At 71.9% G+C, this 19,376-nt stretch carries 16 protein-coding genes and 1 pseudogene; 5 read left to right on the forward strand and 12 right to left on the reverse strand.

Annotated features, from left to right (window positions below):
• Positions 1-61: 61 nt before the first annotated feature.
• On the forward strand, positions 62-1,468 hold the full coding sequence (locus OG241_RS28360) for a phosphotransferase (RefSeq protein WP_405819110.1): 1,407 nt from the start codon (positions 62-64) through the stop codon (positions 1,466-1,468).
• 161 nt (positions 1,469-1,629) lie between these two features.
• On the opposite strand, the gene OG241_RS28365 is transcribed toward OG241_RS28360, so the two are convergent.
• Complete coding sequence (locus tag OG241_RS28365) at positions 1,630-3,225, reverse strand: protein kinase domain-containing protein (RefSeq protein ID WP_405819112.1); 1,596 nt, start codon at positions 3,223-3,225, stop codon at positions 1,630-1,632.
• Between the two features lie 351 nt (positions 3,226-3,576).
• Here OG241_RS28365 and OG241_RS28370 point away from each other — a divergent pair, with 351 nt between their 5' ends.
• Complete coding sequence (locus OG241_RS28370) at positions 3,577-5,298, forward strand: protein kinase domain-containing protein (RefSeq protein ID WP_405819114.1); 1,722 nt, start codon at positions 3,577-3,579, stop codon at positions 5,296-5,298.
• 100 nt (positions 5,299-5,398) lie between these two features.
• Here OG241_RS28370 and OG241_RS28375 read toward each other — a convergent pair whose 3' ends face one another.
• The gene (locus OG241_RS28375; protein ID WP_006381368.1) at positions 5,399-5,941 is read right to left on the reverse strand and encodes a bacterial proteasome activator family protein; all 543 of its coding nucleotides are present in this window, start codon (positions 5,939-5,941) and stop codon (positions 5,399-5,401) included.
• 171 nt (positions 5,942-6,112) lie between these two features.
• On the opposite strand from OG241_RS28375, the gene OG241_RS28380 reads away from it, so the two are divergent.
• Complete coding sequence (locus OG241_RS28380; RefSeq protein WP_405819116.1) at positions 6,113-6,523, forward strand: hypothetical protein; 411 nt, start codon at positions 6,113-6,115, stop codon at positions 6,521-6,523.
• Between the two features lie 26 nt (positions 6,524-6,549).
• On the opposite strand, the gene OG241_RS28385 is transcribed toward OG241_RS28380, so the two are convergent.
• Positions 6,550-7,530, reverse strand: a complete 981-nt coding sequence (locus OG241_RS28385) for an NAD(P)H-quinone oxidoreductase (RefSeq protein WP_405819118.1) — start codon at positions 7,528-7,530, stop codon at positions 6,550-6,552.
• 152 nt (positions 7,531-7,682) lie between these two features.
• Between OG241_RS28385 and OG241_RS28390 the strand changes: the two are divergent.
• Positions 7,683-8,012: pseudogene (locus tag OG241_RS28390) on the forward strand (ATP-binding cassette domain-containing protein); the annotation flags it as partial.
• A gap of 134 nt (positions 8,013-8,146) precedes the next feature.
• Here OG241_RS28390 and OG241_RS28395 read toward each other — a convergent pair.
• The 7 genes from OG241_RS28395 to pdhA form a co-directional block, all read right to left on the reverse strand.
• On the reverse strand, positions 8,147-9,370 hold the full coding sequence (locus OG241_RS28395) for an RNA-guided endonuclease InsQ/TnpB family protein (RefSeq protein WP_405819120.1): 1,224 nt from the start codon (positions 9,368-9,370) through the stop codon (positions 8,147-8,149).
• Positions 9,371-9,559: 189 nt separating this feature from the next.
• Complete coding sequence (locus OG241_RS28400; RefSeq protein WP_405819122.1) at positions 9,560-10,657, reverse strand: potassium channel family protein; 1,098 nt, start codon at positions 10,655-10,657, stop codon at positions 9,560-9,562.
• Between the two features lie 52 nt (positions 10,658-10,709).
• Positions 10,710-12,140: a molybdopterin molybdotransferase MoeA gene (locus OG241_RS28405; protein WP_405819124.1), complete on the reverse strand. Its 1,431-nt coding sequence runs from the start codon at positions 12,138-12,140 to the stop codon at positions 10,710-10,712.
• Positions 12,137-13,075, reverse strand: a complete 939-nt coding sequence (locus OG241_RS28410; RefSeq protein WP_405819126.1) for an NTP transferase domain-containing protein — start codon at positions 13,073-13,075, stop codon at positions 12,137-12,139. Before OG241_RS28410 ends, OG241_RS28405 begins: the two co-directional genes overlap by 4 nt.
• A 55-nt stretch (positions 13,076-13,130) precedes the next feature.
• Entirely contained in the window at positions 13,131-14,438 is a 1,308-nt protein-coding gene (locus OG241_RS28415) for a dihydrolipoamide acetyltransferase family protein (RefSeq protein WP_405819127.1), read from the reverse strand.
• Positions 14,438-15,442 (reverse strand): alpha-ketoacid dehydrogenase subunit beta, encoded by a 1,005-nt coding sequence (locus OG241_RS28420; RefSeq protein WP_405819129.1) that lies wholly within the window; start codon positions 15,440-15,442, stop codon positions 14,438-14,440. The genes OG241_RS28415 and OG241_RS28420 overlap by 1 nt, the downstream gene beginning before the upstream one ends.
• Complete coding sequence (pdhA, locus tag OG241_RS28425; protein ID WP_405819130.1) at positions 15,442-16,575, reverse strand: pyruvate dehydrogenase (acetyl-transferring) E1 component subunit alpha; 1,134 nt, start codon at positions 16,573-16,575, stop codon at positions 15,442-15,444. Before pdhA ends, OG241_RS28420 begins: the two co-directional genes overlap by 1 nt.
• Before the next feature lie 190 nt (positions 16,576-16,765).
• Here pdhA and OG241_RS28430 point away from each other — a divergent pair, with 190 nt between their 5' ends.
• Positions 16,766-17,251, forward strand: a complete 486-nt coding sequence (locus OG241_RS28430; protein ID WP_405826462.1) for an Lrp/AsnC family transcriptional regulator — start codon at positions 16,766-16,768, stop codon at positions 17,249-17,251.
• Between the two features lie 18 nt (positions 17,252-17,269).
• On the opposite strand, the gene OG241_RS28435 is transcribed toward OG241_RS28430, so the two are convergent.
• Positions 17,270-17,860, reverse strand: coding sequence for a TetR/AcrR family transcriptional regulator (locus tag OG241_RS28435; protein WP_405819131.1), 591 nt, complete (start codon positions 17,858-17,860; stop codon positions 17,270-17,272).
• A complete protein-coding gene (locus tag OG241_RS28440) occupies positions 17,857-19,371 on the reverse strand; it encodes a 3-hydroxyacyl-CoA dehydrogenase (RefSeq protein ID WP_405819133.1) in 1,515 nt (504 codons plus the stop codon). The genes OG241_RS28435 and OG241_RS28440 overlap by 4 nt, the downstream gene beginning before the upstream one ends.
• Positions 19,372-19,376 lie beyond the last annotated feature (5 nt).

The raw sequence follows: 19,376 nt of genomic DNA on the forward strand, positions 1-19,376 counted from the left end.
TGTGACTGCCTGCGACAAGCGCCCCGCTCACGCGCCCGGCTCGTGCCCTACCATCTGGCGCGTGCCGCGCTCATCTGTACCACCCTTTGCGTCCCATGCGCCCCCTCTGGGCGCCCTCCTCCGCCAGTACGCCGCCGGGTCCGCGCTGACCTGCGAGCCCGTCGACCAAGGGCTGCTGAACCGCGGCTACCGGCTCGCCACCACGCGCGGCCACTACTTCCTGAAGCACCACTTCGACCCCGAGACCGCCGACCCCGCCGCGATCGCCCGTCAGCACCGGGCGACCCAGCGCCTTGCGGATCTCGGCGTCCCGGTGGCCCCGCCACTGCCCGGCCGCGACGGACGTACGGTCGCCGTCGTCGGCGGACACGCCTACGCCCTGCACCCCTGGATCGACGGCCGCCACCGCCACGGCGGCCAGCTCAGCACCGTCCAGTGCGGTCGACTGGGCGCGCTGCTGGGCGTGGTCCACGCGAGCCTGGAACGGGTCATGCCGACCCGCGGCCGGGCGTCGGACGGGCACGGGGACGAGAACGGCGCCGGGGAAGGGCACGGGAGAGCGGAAGGGGTCGGCGGACGGGAGCGGGGAGCCCCGCAGCGGGTGACCGCCGGTCGCGGACGGGCCGGTGAACAGGACGCCGCCGACGGGTTCGTCCGACGGGGACAGGCCGACCGGGACGGGGGACCCGGTGTCCCGATCGCTGTCGTCCACCCCCGGGACGCCACCCGCCAGGACGGGTCCACGGGCCGCGGCCGGGCCGGCGCCTCTGTCGAAGGCGGGACGAGGGCCCTCACCCCCGGCATCCCCGTCGAGCCCCCGCCTGGTGCCCGTCGCGCCGACCACTCCACCGGGGAGCAGGAGCCGGCCGGTACCGACGGCACCGCCGAGCCGCTGCAGGCCCCTTCGGCCGACCCCGCCGACACCTTCGCGCTCATCGACGACCTCCTGGCCCACGTCCGCCGGCACCGCCCCACCGACGCCTTCGACGAACTGGCCCGCCACCGGCTCCTGGAACGGCGCGCGCTGCTGGAACAGCACGCGGACCGGCGGCCCCCGCCGGGCGGCTCGGTGGGCTGGGTGCACGGGGACTTCCACCCGTTCAACCTGCTCTACAAGGGGGACGCCCCGGCCGCGATCGTCGACTGGGACCGGCTCGGGGTGCAGCCCCGTGCGGAGGAGGCCGTACGCGCCGCCGCGATCTTCTTCGTACGTCCCGCCGGCACACTCGACCTGCCCAAGGCGCGGGCGTACGCGCGCGCGTACCGGCGGGCCGCGGGGGCCACGCCCTCCGAACTGGCCGCCGCCGTACACCGGGTGTGGTGGGAGCGTCTCAACGACTTCTGGATGCTGCGCTGGCACTACGAGCGGGGTGACACCCGCGCCGACTCCCAGTTCCCGGCCGCCTCGGCGCTCGCGGTGTGGTGGACGCGCGAGTACGACGTGGTGTGCGAGGCGTTCGTGGACTGACGTCCGCCGAAGCACCGCCGGCCCCCGCAGACTGGTACAACCGCCTGCCCGGCCCGGAAACGGCACGCGCGCGTGAAGCCCTTTCGGGCCGCACGCGCGCGTGGAGACTGCTTTTCGTCAACCCGCCGTCGGTTCGTTCCCCCGGAAGGGCGGCCGGCGGGTCAGGGAGTGGTGCCGCCGCTGTCCGTACCGCCGTCTTCCTCACCGGGGTCACCCGAAGTGTCGGGCGACGGAGAGGCCGCGCCGGTCGACTGCGACGCCGTGATCGACGGCTGCGGGGTCGTCTGGACGTCCGACGGGGTGGGCGACGGCTGGGGGGAGGAAGTCACGGACTGCGAGTACGACGGAGTGGGCGACGGCGTCCACTCGGACCCGGTGCCCGAGCCGCTGCCGTCGTCCGTGGCAGTGCTCGACGTCTCCTCGGAGGTCTCGTCGGTCGGGCTGGCCGTGGAGTCGTCGGCCGTCTGGGACTGCGAGGTGGTCGGCGACTCGCTCGTGCCGGGGCTGCCGTCGTTCTTGTTGCCGTTCTGGACGGCGAGGGCCACGCCGGCCGCGATGGCGATCACGGCGAAGAACGCCAGTATCCACAGCTTGCCCCGGCCGCCGCCCCGGTTGCCGTGCCCCTCGAAGCCGCCGTCGTCCCCGCCGCCGTACCCGGCGGGCAGGATCTGCTGGGGGATCTGGGTGGTGCCGGCCTGCTCACCGGGGTGGTTCATCACCGTGGTCCCGGCGAAGCCCCCCGAGGGGGTGTTCCGGCCGTCGTGCATGTCGACGGGCCCGGTGTTCCAGGTGCCGGTGTGGCTGCCCTGGTCGTACAGCATCTGCAGGCCGTACTGGATGAGACCGCGCATCTCCTCGGCGGTCTGGAAACGGTCGTCCGGCTCCTTGGCGAGAGAACGCATGACGAGCCCGTCGAGTTCCGGCGGCGCCGCGTCCGAGACCTGGGACGGGGGCACCGGAATGTCCTGGACGTGCTGGTAGACCACGGACAGCGGGGTCTCACCGGTGAACGGGGGCCGCAGCGCGAGGAGTTCGTACAGCAGACAGCCGGTGGCGTACAGGTCGGAGCGGTGGTCGACGGCCTTGCCGAGGGCCTGCTCCGGGGAGAGGTACTGGGGCGTGCCCATGACCATGCCGGTCTGCGTCATCGTCGTGGACGCCCCGTGCAGCGCGCGGGCGATGCCGAAGTCCATGACCTTCACCGCGCCGCCGTGCGTGATGATCACGTTGGCGGGCTTGATGTCGCGGTGCACGATGCCGTGCTGGTGCGAATAGGCAAGCGCTTCCAGCACCCCGGAGACGATGATCAGGGCCTGCTCGGGCCCGGGCGCCTCGGCGTTGATGAGGAGGTCGCGGATGGTGCGCCCCTCGACGATCTCCATCACGATGTACGGGACGGACTGGGCGCCGCCCGCGGTGAAGCCGCCGGCCGGCAGCGTGTCCTCGCCGGAGTCGTACACGGCGACGATCGAGTGATGGTTGAGCCCGGCCACGGACTGGGCCTCGCGCGTGAAGCGGGCCTTGGAGATCGGGTCCTCGGCGAGGTCCGCGCGGAGCAGCTTGACCGCGACCGTCCGCCCGAGCCGCACGTCCTCGGCGGCGAACACCTCTGCCATGCCGCCCCGGCCGAGTCTGTGGGTGAGCCGGTAACGGCCGTCCCCGACCAGTCCGCCGTTGCCCCACAACTCAGGCGCGTCTGACATACCGCCGCCAGCCGCCTCGGGGTCGGACGGGCCCTGAGCGCGCTGCTGTGCCATCAGTCCTCGCCGTCGTTTCTGCCCGCGGTGCGCGCGGTGTTGTTACGGTCTCCGTCGGCCACGCTACAGCCTTTACGCAAGCCTCCGGTCCGGGAGGCGCTCCCGGAGGAGCTCCGGAAGGAGCCCGGGTACGGGTCCCGGGCGGACCGGTCATCAAACCCGTTGCGGGTATGGTCGTGCAAATTGCGTGCCGCGTCCGCGCAGCACCTGTAACGCTTCCGCGACGCTTCCTTCCCGTACGGTCACGGAACGGGCACCGCGCTTGACGTGTCAGTGCCCTCCGGCAGACTTGGCCCGGAATCAGCCAATCGATCACGTCTGGCTGTGGAGAAGCTCGGGGGACGCTGAGACATGAGCCAGGACGGCGCACACGGCCGGTACGCGGGGCACGCGCTCGCCGGCGGGCGCTACCAGCTGCGCGATCTGCTCGGCGAGGGCGGGATGGCCTCGGTGCACCTCGCGTACGACTCGGTCCTGGACCGGCAGGTCGCGATCAAGACGCTGCACACCGAACTGGGCCGTGAACAGGCGTTCCGCGAGCGGTTCCGCCGCGAGGCCCAGGCCGTTGCCAAGCTCACGCACACGAACATCGTCTCGGTCTTCGACACCGGCGAGGACGACGTGGCGGGGACCATGACCCCGTACATCGTCATGGAGTACGTGGAGGGGGAGCCGCTCGGCTCCGTTCTCGACGCGGATCTGCGGCAGTTCGGGGCGATGCCCGCCGACAAGGCGCTCAAGGTCACCGCGGACGTGCTGGCGGCGCTGGAGATCAGCCACGAGATGGGCCTGGTCCACCGGGACATCAAGCCGGGCAACGTGATGGTGACCAAGCGCGGGGTCGTCAAGGTCATGGACTTCGGCATCGCCCGCGCCATGCAGTCGGGCGTCACGTCGATGACGCAGACCGGCATGGTCGTCGGCACTCCGCAGTACCTCTCCCCGGAGCAGGCGCTGGGTCGGGCCGTGGACGCCCGTTCCGACCTCTACTCGGTCGGCATCATGCTGTTCCAACTGGTCACCGGACGGCTGCCGTTCAACGCGGACTCACCGCTCGCGATCGCGTACGCACATGTCCAGGAGCAGCCGGTCGCCCCTTCCTCCGTCAACCGGGCACTGCCTCCGGCGGTGGACGCGCTCGTCACCCGCGCGCTGAAGAAGAACCCGAACGAGCGTTTCCCGAGCGCCGTCGCCATGCGTGACGAGTGCCTGCGGGTGGCCGCCTCCCTGCAGCCGGCCGCCCCGAACATCGTTCCGGGCGCCCCCGCACAGAGCGGCGCCGGCGTCGCCTCCGCGGTGTTCCCGCCGGTCGACCAGTCGACCCCGGCCCCGCCGGGCCCCGTACAGACGCCGTACCAGCCGACCCCGTACCCACAGCACGCGAATCCGCAGCACCTGAATCCGTACGGCGCCACTCCGCCCCCGGCGTACACACCTCCGCACACGCCCCCGCAGACACCGGCTCCGGCGTACGGCTATCCGCAGCAGGCCGCGTACCAGGCGCCCGGCGCGTACGCGTCGCAGCACACGCCGCCGGTCGCGTACTCCCCGGCGCCGCCGTCCCCGTCCTCCTCCGGAGGAGGACGGAAGAGCAACACCCCGGTGATCGTGGGCTCGATCGTCGTCTCCCTCGTCGCCGTCGGCGGGCTGCTCCTGGCCCTGAAGCTGGGCGGGGACACCACCGACAACGGCGGCGGGACCGGCAGCGACAGCTCCGCGAGCGCCTCGGCCTCGCAGACAGCGGAAACGGGAACGGACACAGGGGCGGACTCGGGTTCGGGATACAAGGGGCCGGACCTGAGCAAGACGATCGACGAGGAGAAGTGCGCCGAGGCGCAGGAGTCGTACACGGATCCGGACAAGGTCCAGCTGCCCGACTTCCGCTACAAGAACCTGACCTCGGTCAGGACCTGTTTCCAGGCGGCCGGCTGGCGGATGAAGATCACCCGGGTCGACGAGAACACGTTCGGCAAGGACACGGTCACGGACCAGTTCCCCTCCGCGGGCACGGACGCCGACCCGGAGGACATGCCGGTGATCGAACTGAGCGTGTCGACGGGCAACCCGTCCTGAGCCGACGGTTGTTCATGGAACGGGGCCCGGCAGCCGGTCGGTCGGCCACCGGGCCCCACTCCATGAGATCTGGGAAGGACCGGAAGTACTGGGACCGGTCCTAGAGGTACGGCCCGCCCGTACGTCCGCCCGTGCGCGGGTCCTCGTCGCCCTCGTGGCCGCCGACACCCGGCGGCAACGCGCGGCGCATCTGCTCCAGCTGGGCCCGCGCGGCCATCTGCTGGGCGAACAGGGCGGTCTGGATCCCGTGGAAGAGGCCCTCCAGCCAGCCCACCAACTGGGCCTGCGCGATCCGCAGTTCGGCGTCGCTGGGAATCGCCTCGTCCGTGAACGGCAGAGACAGTCGCTCCAGTTCGTCGACGAGCTCAGGCGCCAGACCGTCCTCCAGCTCCTTCACCGAGCTGGCGTGGATCTCCTTGAGCCGGACCCGGCTCGCCTCGTCGAGAGGAGCCGCCCGCACCTCCTCCAGCAACTGCTTGATCATGCTGCCGATCCTCATGACCTTGGCGGGCTGCTCCACCATGTCCGTCACCGGAATCTCGCGGGAGTCGTCGTCACCGCCACCACCGAGAGCCATCCCGTCCTGGCCAACGACCAGGATCTGGGGGTTCTCCGGCGACCTTTCGTTCCTCGGCATCTCCATGCGGCCATTCTCTCCCACCTGGTCGCGTTGTCGGCCGGTGGGTCCGGTCCGGCTCTCCGCGTCCGGGATGCCGGACAGACGGGTGCGTGTGAGGCTGGTTCCGTCGAACCCCGGTGACGGGTGAAGGCCGACTGACGACTGGCGACTCCGCAGCGGGAGGGGGCCAACGACGTGACTCCGTGGCTTCGCACCCTGCGTACCTGCGGCACTCTGATGGCCCTCGCGGCCCCCGCGCTCGCCGCCTCCCCGCACGGCACGACACCGCCGTACGCCAACCTGTCCGTCGCCCGTGCCACCCGGCCCGCCCCCGACGACTCCCGGGCCGGGAGCCCGGCGGGCGAGGGGCGGGAGCGGCCGGGGCGACGGGAGTCCGCGCCTCCCGACGAGTCGGGGTACGAGGAGACCGTCCCCGCCCCCGTACCCACCGCCGTCCCGGACGAGCCGGGGGCAACCACCGCCCCGCCCGCCGCCGCGTCGGATCCGGTGCTGCGGATACTGCCGCTCGGCGGCGGGCTGGTCCTGCTCGGCCTCGGTCTGGGCCTCGTCCTCCTGGCGCTGCGGCTGCGCGTACGGAGGAGGTGATCGGCGAGGGCGTCCCGTTACTCCAGTTATGGGACCACCAGCAGCACCTTTCCCACGTGCCCGCTCTCCTCCACGAGCCGGTGGGCCGCCGCCGCGTCGCTCATCGGGAACTCCCGGTCGACGACGGGCCGGACCTGACCGGCGGCGAACAGCGGCCAGACGTGTTCGCGTACGGCGGCCACGATCGCCGCCTTCTCGGCGAGCGGGCGGGTGCGCAGCGAGGTCGCGCTGATCGCGGCCCGCTTGAAGAGGAGCTCGCCGATGTTCAGTTCGGCCTTAACGCCGCCCTGCATACCGATGATCGAGAGCCGTCCGTTGACGGCGAGGGCGCGGACGTTGCGGTCCAGGTACTTGGCGCCCATGTTGTCGAGGATGACGTCCGCGCCGGCGCCGCCGGTCGCCTGCTTCAGCTCCTCGACGAAGTCCTGCTCGCGGTAGTTGACGAGGATGTCGGCGCCCAGCTCGGCGCACTGGTCGAGCTTCTCCTTCGTCCCCGCCGTCACGGCGACCTTGGCGCCGACCGCCTTGGCGAGCTGGATGGCCATGGTGCCGATGCCGCTGGAGCCGCCGTGCACGAGAAGGGTCTCGCCGGGGCGGAGGTGGGAGATCATGAAGACGTTCGACCAGACCGTGCAGGCCACCTCGGGCAGCGCCGCCGCACTCTTCAGGTCGACGCCCTCGGGCACGGGCAGCAGCTGCCCGGCCGGGACGGCGACCTTCTGGGCGTAACCGCCGCCCGTGAGCAGCGCGCACACCTCGTCGCCGACGGACCAGCCGGACACTCCGGGTCCGATCCCGGTGATCCGGCCGGAGCACTCCAGGCCGGGGTACGGGGAGGCGCCGGGTGGCGGGTTGTAGAAGCCCTGGCGTTGCAGGATGTCGGCGCGGTTGACGGCGCCGGCCACCACCTCGACCAGCACCTCGCCCTCACCGGGCACGGGATCGGGGACCTCGGCCCACACCAGCGCCTCGGGCCCTCCGGGTTCGGGAATCGTGATCGCATGCATGAGGGGACGCTACTCCCCGCCCCGAGGAGAACGGGGTGCGGTCCCGGCCCGGTGGAGAGACGTGCGGCCTGGCGAGCGATGAGTTTCCAGCCGGCCGGCGGTCTCCCTCTGCGTCACCCCGTACGCGCAAGGACTCCGGAAGGACCCGAGACATGAGCCCAGAGGCAGCCAGGGCGGGCCGGGCGGCCGAGGCGCCCGACCTCGCGATCGAGACGGCGGGGCTGGTGAAGACGTTCGGCGAGACCCGGGCCGTCGACGGCGTCGACCTCGCCGTCCCCACCGGCACGGTCTACGGAGTCCTCGGGCCGAACGGCGCCGGCAAGACGACCACCGTGAAGATGCTGGCCACCCTGCTCAGGCCGGACGGCGGCGAGGCACACGTCTTCGGCCACGACGTGGTGCGCGAGGCCGACACGGTACGCGGCAGGGTGAGCCTCACCGGCCAGTACGCGTCCGTGGACGAGGACCTCACCGGCACCGAGGCCTGGTCGCTGGGGTGGGCGGGCCTGCTGATGCTGGTCTTCGGCCCCGTCACCATGCGGCTCTACAACCGCAATTGACTTGCTCCTCGGGCTGAAGCCCGAGGATTCTGGCCTTCTCGATCGTTGCTGTGCCGCTACGCGGCACGGGGTTCGGTCGGGAATCCGTGGCTTCCTGTTTCTTCGCGCTGTGCCGGGATTACTCCTGGTCTTACCGGCGCTCCGCAGGCCGATACCGCCAGTCCGGCGGCCGATTTGACGTTGAGTGCGGCGTTGTGGTCCCGGTCGTGGACGGTGCCGCAGGCGGTACAGGTCCATTCCCGGATGTGCAGCGGCTTGGGACCGTCCTTGACCCCGCAGGCGGAGCAGACCTGACTCGTCGGCTCGAACCGGCCGATCTTGACCAGGGTGCGCCCGTACCGTTCCGCTTTGTATTCCAGCATGGCGATGAACGAGGACCATCCGGCGTCGTGCACGGACTTGGCCAGCTTCGTGCGGGCCAGTCCCGCCACCGACAGATCCTCCACAGCGATCCCTTGGTTCTCGGAGATCAGCCTGGTGGAGAGCTGGTGATGGAACTCATGACGGGCGTCGGTGACCTTGGCATGGGCGCGGGCGACCTTCAGGCGGGCCTTTTCGCGGTTCTTCGATCCCTTCTGCTTGCGGGACAGCTCCTTCTGGGCCTTCTTAAGTTTCTTCTCCGCGCGCCGCAAAAAGCGCGGGGAGTCGATCTTCGTGCCGTCGGAGAGAACAGCGAAGTGGGTCAGGCCGAGGTCGATGCCGACAGTGCGGTCGGACTCGGGCATCCGGGCCGCGTCGGCGGCGGGGTCGGTGTCGATGACGAAGGAGGCGAAGTACCGCCCGGCCGCGTCCTGGATCACGGTCACCGAGGACGGCACGGCGGGCAGCGTGCGGGACCACTTCACCTTCACCGCCCCGATCTTCGGCAGGTTCAGCCGACCGCTGCCGGTGATGCTCCAGCGGGCGTTGGCGGTGAACCGGATCGACTGCCGGGTGTCCTTGCGGGACTTCAACCGTGGCGCCCCCAGCTTCGGGCCCCTGCGCGTGCCTTTGAGAGAGGCGAAGAAGTTGCGGAAGGCGGTCTCGGCGTCACGCAGGGACTGCTGGAGGACGACCGCGGACACCTCACTCAGCCAGGACCGCTCGGGTGTCTGCTTCGCCTCGGTGACCAGCTTCCGGGACAGGACGCCCGCGGTGGGGAAGGGGTCGCCTGCCCGGCGGGCGTCCTCGCGGGCGCGGACGGCATCGTTGTAGACGACGCGGGCGCACCCGAACGCCCTCGCCAATGCCGCCTGTTGGCCGGTGTCCGGGTACACCCTGAAGGTGTACCGAAGCTGCATGCGACGATCGTACGAACGAGCCACACCGACTGTCGCCGGGAACATCCGTTCCCGATTTCACCACTGCGTGTGATCCGGCTCCGCCGGAGGGACACTGCGACGCTCCGCGCCGCAGTCACAAGATTCGCTTCACAGCGGACTGAAGCCCGATGCACTGCGAATGAAACTCGGTAGCCCGAGATCCCGACGTCAGTTGTCGCGGATCGGACGGGCGTCGGGCGCCACATGGGCGCCCGGCGACACCCGCACGATGGTGATGAGCCGGTCGGCCACCTGAAGCTGCCCGATGGCCGGATCGTCGTAGCCCAGCACCCGATGCCCGCGGACGACGCTCACGACCAGGTCGTCCGTCTCGCGCGGCCCCTTGCCGACCTCGGCCTTTATGACCGGCCGCTCGACGATGTCGAGCCCGCTGCCCTGTTGGATGAGGTCCTCCATGACCATGCCGGCCGCAGGGCTGAGCACGGACAGCCCGAGCAGCCGTCCGGCCGCGCTCGCGCTCGTGATGACGGCGTCGGCGCCGGACTGCTTGAGCAGCGGCGCGTTCTCCTCCTCGCGCACGGCGACCACGATCTTCGCCGTGCGGTTGAGCTGCCGGGCCGTCAGGGTGACGAGCACGGCCGTGTCGTCGCGCTGGGTGGCGATGATGATCTGCCGCGCCTTCTGCACCTCGGCCCGCAGGAGTACGTCACTGCGGGTGGCGTCGCCGACCACTCCGGCGTACCCCTCGGCGGTGGCAGCGTCCACGGCCTTGGCACTGGGGTCGACGACCACGACCTGTTCCTTCTTCAGCCCGGTGACACAGACGGTCTGTACGGCCGACCGCCCCTTCGTGCCGAAACCGATGACCACGGTGTGCTCTCGCAAGGCCGCCCTCCAGCGGTTCTGCCGCCACTCCTCGCGTGTGCGCTCCGTGAGGACTTCGAGAGTCGTGCCGACCAGGATGATCAGGAAGAGCACGCGCAGCGGTGTGATGACGAAGATGTTGGTGAACCGGGCGGCGTCGCTGACGGGTGCGATGTCGCCGTATCCGGTGGTGGAGAGGGTGACGGTGGCGTAGTAGAAGGCGTCGAGGAGGCTGACGGAACCGTCGGCGTTGTCGTTGTAGCCGTCGTGGTCGGCATAGACGATGAGCGCGGTCCCGACCAGCACCAGCAGGGCCATGGCGACGCGTTTGCCGACCTGCCGGATCGGCCGTTCCACCACTGTCCGGGGAAGTTTCACCCGATGGGTCACCAGATGCTCGTCCGCCTGGCGGGCGATGGCGTCATGGCCCGGCAGTTTCACGTGAAACATCCTCCCCTGGCGCGATGGCGGGCGCCTATGCGATCCGAATGTTTCACGTGAAACACACCCCGGCTTCGGTGGCCGCGGCCCAGGGCAGGTCGAGCAGTTCCAGTTCCTGACCGGCTCGTGCACCGCCCGGCGGGACGACCGCGAGAGCCTCGGCCGCGGCGATCCCTCGAAGCATGGCCGGCCCGTTGTAGTGCAGCGGCACGGCCCGGTCGTCGCGCAGGACGACAGGGACGAGCCGGGTGTCGTACGGATGCCCGTGCACCTCGTCCCTGAGGGGCAGCGTGTACGGCTCGGGCGCCGCCCGTCCGGCCAGGGTCCGCAGCAGGGGCTCCGCGAGGGTGAGCAGCCCGGAGACGGCGGCCAGCGGGTTGCCGGGCAGCCCGACCAGGTGCTGGTTCTCCTTCAGCCGGGCCAGCAGCATCGGGTGTCCGGGGCGCACCTGGACGCCGTGCACCAGCAACTCGGCATCGAGACGGCGCAGGGTGGGGTGCACATGGTCGACGGGTCCTGCGGCGGTGCCGCCGGTGGTGACGACGATCTCGGCGGGGGAGTTCTTCAGGGCCTCGTAGAGCGCCTCGGCATCGTCCCCGAGCCTGCGTACGGCGATGACATCGGCGCCGAGCGAGCGCAGCCAGGGCGGCAGCATCGGGCCGAGGGCGTCCCGGATCAGCCCGTCGTGCGGCAGTCCCTCGGTGAGCAACTCGTCGCCCAGGACGAGGACTTCGGCCCGGGGCCGGGGAATCGCCGCGAGGGTGTCGTAGCCGGCGGCTGCCGCGAGACCGAGCACCGCCGGGGTCACGAAGGTGCCGGTGGGCAGCAGCTGGTCGCCGGAGCGGCACTCCTGGCCGCGCGGCCGGATGTCCTGGCCGTGGCTCATGTCGCGGGTGGCGTGCAGCCGGCCGTTGTCGTCGGTGCGGCCGTGCTCGCTGCGCAGTACGGAGGTCGTGTCGTGGGGGATGCGGGCGCCCGTCGCGATCCGTACCGCGTCGCCGTCGGTGAGCGGTTCCGGCTGCGCGTGACCGGCGAGGACACCGGCCTCGCGCACGTCCCAGGGGCCGGGGCCAGCCACCGCCCAGCCGTCCATCGCGGACGTGTCGAAGGAGGGGAGGTCGGTGAGGGCCGCGAGCGGGGCCGCGAGAACCAGGCCGAGGGCGGCTTCGAGGGGGACGGAGACGGGCGACGAGGCGGCACGGGGGACCTGCCGGGCGGCACGCTCGGCGATGGCGCGGGCCTGCGGCCAGGAGGTGGCACGGGGGCGCTCGGGGGCGGAGGCGGGGGCGGCACCCGGGTTGGCGCCGGGGCTGCCGCTGTCGGCGTCCACGTCGTAGACGCCCTCCCCTGCGGGGGCCGGCACCGGGGGGCGCGCGGGGTTCGGTCCGTCGCCCTGCCCACCGGTGCGGTTGCCGTTGCCTTCGTTCACGAGGGCGAGCGCCTCCTCGACGCCGAGGTCGTCCAGGTCGCCGCGGGCGGTCATCCGGCGTCCGGGTGGCTGTCGGGGGACTGGACCGCGCCTGGCTCGGCGGCCGCGGGCTTCTCCTCCGCCGCTGCCTCGTCGGCCCAGCGCAGGGCGAGGGCGACGGCCTTGCGGGTGGCCTCGGCGACCGCTTCGGGGCCTCCCCCGGCCCGGCCCGCCGCGTATCCGACGAGGAACGTCGTGAGCGGGGCGGCCGGCCTGGCCACTCCGTGCGCGGCGTCGCGGGCGAGGTCCAGGAGGAGGTTGGTGTCGACGTCCAGGTCGATGCCCAGTTCGTCCTTGGCTGCGGAAATCCATTCGTCCAACACGTGCCCATGCTCCCTGATGCGTGCTCTGGCGGCGGCGATGTCTTCCCAGGTGTCGCAGTCGAAGGACGCGACGGGGTCCACGACACGGGTGAGGTCGAGCGCGGCGGTCAGCCGGCGCAGCGGCAGGCCGGTGAGTCCGCCGTGTTCAAGGGTGAGCGCGCCCAGCTCCCGGCGCAGCGCGGATGCCCGGTACACGGCCACGAGCGGCTGGTCCCGGCCGTCCGGGTCGGTGAGCAGCGCGCCCTCCGCGCCGCTCGTCCGCAGAGCGCCGAGAAGCCGCCGTACCGTCGCCGCTTCGAGGAACGGCAGATCGGCGGAGAGTACGACGACGGACTCGGCCCCGGTGTGGCGCAGACCCGCGTCGAGCGCGGCGACCGGTCCGCCTCCCGGCGGGTCCTCGTGGGCCCAGGTCACGGGCCGTGCGGTGGGCCGGGGGCCGGCCACGACCACGGTGGTGCCGGCGTCCGCGCAGGCGGCGAGCACCCGGTCGAGCAACGCCCGCCCGCCCACCTGTACGCCGGGCTTGTCGGCGCCGCCGAGCCGCCGGGCGGCCCCGCCCGCGAGCACCACGGCGTCGTAGCCGTCGGTGCCGGGGGTCCCTGGGGGCTGGGGCTCGTAGGCGGTCACCCTCCGAGTATGCGGGCCGTCGTCGATCACGGGGAACGTACGCGCGCGGCCCTGATCACAGTGTTCGCAGCAGCACCGCCGGTTGTTCGACGCAGTCCGCCACATAGCGCAGGAAACCGCCCGCAGTACCGCCGTCGCACACCCGGTGGTCGAAGGTGAACGACAGCTGGACGACCTGACGCACCGCCAGTTCACCCTCGTGCACCCACGGCTTGGGGACGATCCGGCCGACGCCGAGCATGGCCGCCTCGGGGTGGTTGATGATCGGCGTGGAGCCGTCGACGCCGAACACGCCGTAGTTGTTCAACGTGAAGGTCCCGCCGGTGAGTTCGGCCGGGGTGAGGGTGCCCGTGCGGGCGGCCTCGGTCAGTCGTGCGATCTCGGCGCTGAGCTCCTCGGCGTTCCTGGTGTGCGCGTCCCGTACGACGGGGACGACGAGTCCGCGTTCGGTCTGCGCGGCGAAGCCGAGGTGGACCCGGTCGAGCCGGACGATCTCCCTGGCCTCCAGGTCGACCGTGGAGTTCAGGTCGGGGTAGCGGGCGAGGGCGGCGGTGCAGATCCGGGCCAGCAGGGCGAGGAGGGAGATCTTCGGGCCCCCGCCGCTTGCGTTCATCCGCACGCGCGCGTGCATCAGTTCCGTCGCGTCTGCGTCCACCCAGCAGGTCGCGTCCGGGATCTCGCGCCGGCTGCGGGAGAGCTTGTCGGCGACGGCACCGCGGATGCCCTTGAGGGGGACGCGCGTGCCCTCGGTGGAAGCCGCGACAGGTGCGGGGGCCACTGCGGACGCCGGGGACTCGGTTCGTGTGGCGCCGGTGTGCAGGGCGCGCTCCACGTCGGCGCGCAGGATCAGCCCGTTGGGCCCGGAGCCCGTCAACTCCCGCAGATCCAGGCCGTTCTCGCGGGCGAGCCTGCGCACGAGCGGCGAGATGACCGATACGGGACCGTCGAGGCGGGCGGGGGCGGCCCCGTCCGCGTTCTTGACGGCCACCGGAGCGGCGGGCGCCGCCTGGTCCCGCCGTACCCTGCGTCGCCGGGCGGGCGCCTCGGAGGTGCCGTACCCCACGAGCACGTTCCCGGAGCCCTCGGCCGCGTCGCCGGTGAGGTCGGAGGGAGCCGGGGTCCCGACGGCCACCGTCACCAGGGGGGAGCCGACGGGCAGTTCGGTGCCCTCCTCGCCGAAGCGGGCGGTGACGACACCGCCGTAGGGGCACGGCACGTCGACCATCGCCTTGGCCGTCTCGACCTCGACGACCGGCTGGTCGACGGCGACGACCTCGCCGACCTCGACCAGCCAGCGCACGATCAGCGCCTCGGTGAGTCCCTCGCCGAGATCGGGGAGCCTGAACTCCAGTACCTGTGCCATCAGCGTTCCGCCTCCCACTGCAGCCGTCCCACGGCGTCCAGGACACGATCGACGCCGGGCAGGTGGTGCCGCTCCAGCATCGGCGGCGGGTACGGGATGTCGAACCCGGCGACACGCAGCACCGGCGCCTCCAGGTGGTGGAAGCAGCGCTCCGTGACGCGGGCCGCGATCTCCCCGCCGGGGCCGCCGTAGCCGCCCGACTCGTGGACGACCAGGGCGCGCCCGGTCCGCCGTACCGAGGCGCACACTGTCTCGTCGTCGAACGGGACCAGGGAACGCAGGTCGACGACCTCCAGGTCCCAGCCCTCCGCTTCCGCCGCCTTCGCCGCCTCCAGGCAGACGGGCAGGGACGGCCCGTACGTGATGAGTGTGGCGCTGCGGCCCGGGCGCCGCACCACCGCGCGTCCGATCGGTTCAACGGCCGACGGCTCGTCCGGGTTCCAGGAGTCCTTCGACCAGTACAGGCGCTTGGGCTCCAGGAAGACCACCGGGTCGTCGGAGGCGATGGCCGCCCGCAGCAGGCCGTACGCGTCGGGGACCGTGGCGGGGGTGACGACATGGAGACCCGGGGTCGCCATGTAGTACGCCTCGGAGGAGTCGCTGTGGTGTTCGACGCCGCCGATGCCGCCGCCGTAGGGCACCCGGACGGTGATCGGCAGGGGCATGGCCCCGCGGGTGCGGTTGCGCATCCGGGAGACGTGCGAGATCAGCTGCTCGAACGCGGGGTAGGCGAACGCGTCGAACTGCATCTCCACGACCGGGCGCAGGCCGTACATGGCCATGCCGACGGCCGCCCCGAGGATGCCCGCCTCGGCCAGCGGGGTGTCCGTGCAGCGGTCCTCGCCGAACTCCTTGGCGAGCCCGTCGGTGACCCGGAAGACCCCGCCGAGGGTGCCGACGTCCTCACCCATGACATGCACGGCGGGGTCGGCGGCCATGGCGTCGCGCATCGCGCGGGTGAGGGCCTGCGCCATGGTGGCCGGTTTGAGGGCGACGGTCGTCATCAGTGCGCCCCCTCCGCCTCGGCGTCGAGCTCCGCCCGCAACTGGGCCCGCTGCTCGCGCAGTTGCGGGGTGGGCTCGGTGTACACCTGGGCGAACAGGTCCATCGGGTCGAGCGCCGGGTCCTGGTTCATCCGGGCGCGCAGGTCGGCGGCGAGTGTCTCGGCGTCGTCGCGCGCCGCCCTGATGCCGTCCTCGTCGAGGAGGCCGCGCGCGGTGAGCTCCCGTTCCAGGAGATCGATCGGGTCGTGCTCGCGCCAGGCGGTGACCTCGGAGTCGGCCCGGTAGCGCTTGTCGTCGTCGGCGTTGGTGTGCGCCTCCACGCGGTAGGTCACCGCCTCGACGAGCGTGGGACCACCACCCGCGCGCGCGTGGCGTACGGCCTCGCTCAGCACGTCGTACATGGCGACCGCGTCGTTGCCGTCGACCAGACGGCCCGGCATCCCGTAACCGACGGCCTTGTGGGCCAGCGACGGGGCGGCGGTCTGCTTGGCGAGCGGCACGGAGATCGCGAAGCCGTTGTTCTGGACCAGGAAGACCACCGGCGCCTGCCACACGGCGGCGAAGTTCAGCGCCTCGTGGAAGTCGCCCTCGCTGGTGCCGCCGTCGCCGACCATGGCCAGCGCGACCACGTCGTCGCCCTTGAGTCGGGCGGCATGGGCGAGCCCGACGGCGTGCGGCAGCTGCGTGGCGAGCGGGGTACACAGGGGCGCCACCCGGTGCTCACGCGGGTTGTACCCGGTGTGCCAGTCGCCGCGCAGCAGCGTAAGCGCCTGTACGGGGTCCACGCCCCGGGCGACCACGGCGAGGGTGTCCCGGTAGCTGGGGAAGAGCCAGTCGCGGTCCTCCAGGACGAGCGCGGCGGCCACCTCGCAGGCCTCCTGGCCGACGCTGGAGGGGTACACGGCGAGCCGGCCCTGCTTGGTGAGGGCGGTGGCCTGCGCGTTGTACCGACGCCCGCGCACCAGCTGCGCGTACAGCCGGCGCAGCAGCCCGGAATCCGCCCGCGCCGCCGCCTCGGTGCCGAGGACGCGGTACGGAGCCGCGTCGGGCAGCAGGGGCGCGGGGTCGGTACGGGGCTGCCAGGCGGGCGGCGGCGTGGGCCGGTATGCGCCCCGCTGCTCCATGACCGTCATGACGGCACCTCCTGGTGGGAGACGGCTCCAGGCGCGCCACGGATGTGACCCGCCTCACCTACCGATTGTTCGGTCGTCGGCACATTTTGGCTACAGGCACCGCCAGGCTGTGGACAAACGGTTCTCCACAGCCTGAGATGGACGCAGTACGTCCATGAAAGGGAAGCGGGGGGACATGGCACCTGAACAAATGGCCGAACGCCCGGACAGCGGCAGCACCCCGCCGCCCCCGCGCCCGCTGGACGCCATTGATCAGGACATCCTGCAGATACTCCAGGCGGACGGCCGCGCCTCGATCCGTTCCGTGGCCGAACACGTCCACGTTTCGCGTGCCAACGCCTACGCGCGCATCAACCGCCTCATCGAGGACGGCGTGATCCGCGGCTTCGGCGCCCGCGTGGACCATGAGCGCGCCGGACAGGGCACCTCGGCGTACATCACCCTGAAGATCGTCCAGAACTCCTGGCGCACGGTCCGCGAGCAGCTGAGGCGGCTCCCCGGGGCCGACCACATCGCCCTGGTGGGCGGCGACTTCGACGTACTCCTGCTGGTCCACACCCCCGACAACAAGGCGCTGCGCGAGCTGGTGCTGACGCGCCTGCAGGCGATCCCGGAGGTGCTCAGCACGCGCACCCTGCTGGTGTTCGAGGCGGAGGACCTGGAACCGCAGACCTGACTCACCCCCGCGCAGGACTCACGCCGGGTGGCGCAGCCCCCCGAAGACCAGCCGCGCCACCGCGTCGGCGACCTCCCGCTCGCCCATGCCGCGCCCGTCGGGCCGGTACCACTCCACGACCGAGTTGATCATCCCGAAGACGAGCCGGGTCGCGAGCCGCACCTCCACGTCACCACGTATGTCCCCCTCGGCGGCGGCGGCCTTGAGCAGCTCGGCCACCTGGTGGTCGAAGTCGCGGCGCCGTTCCAGGGCCCAGCGCTCGGTGCCGGTGTTGCCGCGCACCCGCAGCAGCAGCGTCACGTACGGCAGCTCGGCGATGAGCACCTCGACCATGCGCCGTACGACGTGCTCCAGGCGCCCGGCGGCGGGCCCCACGCGCGCGTGCTCCTCCTCGAGGATCCCGAAGAGCCCGTCCAGCGCCCGGCTGACGGCCAGCCGCAGCAGCTCCTCCTTGCCGGTGACGTGGTGGTAGATCGACGACTTGGAAATGCCCGCAGCCTTGGAGAGGTGCTCCATGGAGGTGCCGTCGTAGCCGCGCTCGTTGAACACCTGGACCGCGACCTGGAGCAGCGTCTGCGGGGTGTACGTGTCGCGCTTGGCGGTGGTCATGGGGTGCCCTCCCGCTTGTCGGTGGCGTACGCGTGGCGGTAGAGCGCGAGGGACGGCGCGTACCGTCCGCTCGGGTCGCGCTGGTGCAGTTCGTCGAGGATCTCGTGCGCCCAGCTCCGGCCGAGCCGACGGCTCCACTCGAAGGGCCCGAGCGGGTAGTTGACGCCGAGGCGCATCGCCGTGTCGACGTCCTCCTCGGTGGCGACGCCCTTGGCGACGGCGTCGTGCGCGAGGTCGACGATCCGAGCCACCGTACGGGCGACGATCATGCCGGGGGCGTCCCCGAGGACGCTGACGTCCTTGCCGAGCGCCTGGAAGAGGCCGATGGCCTCGGAGAGGGTCTGCGGCTGGGTGTCCTGGGAGGCGGAGAGGGCCATCCGGGTGGCCCGGCGGTAGTCGAGGGCGAGATCGAAGTAGACGACGTCCCGGAACTCGACGCTGGTCTGCCCGTCGGCAAGCACCAGCTGACCACCGCTGGGCAGCACCAGCCGGGTGCCGTGGTCCTCCTCGTCCTCACGGACGGGAATGCCCGCCTCACGGATCAGCGCGAGGAGGTCGGCCGCGGGGCCCAGGTCACCCTCGGCGACGACGTAGGCGGGCGGCTGGGCCTGTTCCGCGGTGTGCGGTTCGGCGCGCTCGGCGTCGTCCCCGTACTCGTACCAGCCCTGCCCGGTCTTCCGGCCGAGCCGGCCCGACTCGACGAGCCGGCGCTGGGCCAGTGAGGGCGTGAACCGCACGTCGTGGAAGAAGGCCTGCCACACGGAGTGGGTGACGGCCTCGTTGACGTCCTGCCCGATCAGGTCGGTGAGCTCGAACGCGCCCATCATGAACCCGCCGCAGTCGCGCAGCACCGCGTCGATGGTGGCGGGGTCGGCGGACTGGGCCTCGTACGCCGCGAAGGCCTCCGCGTAGAAGGGCCGGGCGAGGCGGTTGACGATGAACCCGGGGGTGTCGGCGCAGGCGACCGGGGTCTTGCCCCAGGCGCGGGCCATCTCGTACGCGCGCGTGGCCGAGGTGACGTCGGTGGCGAACCCGGAGACGACCTCCACGAGGGGCAGCAGCGGCGCCGGATTGAAGAAGTGCAGCCCCACGAACCGTCCGGGGTTGCGCAGGGCGCCGCCGATGGCGGTGACGGACAGGGAGGAGGTGTTGGTGGCGAGCAGACAGTCGTCGTCGACCACGTCCTCCAGGGCGCGCATCAACTCCTGCTTCACGTCGAGCCGTTCGAGGACGGCCTCCACGACGAGGGAGCAGTCGGCGAGTTCGGCGAGGTTCCCGGCGGCGTGCAGCCGGCCCCGCGCGGCATCCCGGTCGGCCGCCGTCATCCGGTCCTTCTCGACGAGCCGGTCTAGCCGCGCGCCGATCGCGTCGGCGGCGTCCTGGGCCCGCCCCGGCGCGGCATCGAACAGCCGTACGTGGTGACCGGCGACCAGCGCGACCTGGGCGATGCCCTGGCCCATGGTGCCGGTGCCGACGACGGCCACGGGGCTGCTGAGGTCGAGTGCAGTCATGTGCG

Source organism: Streptomyces sp. NBC_01390, from assembly GCF_045040105.1.
GTDB lineage: Bacteria > Actinomycetota > Actinomycetes > Streptomycetales > Streptomycetaceae > Streptomyces.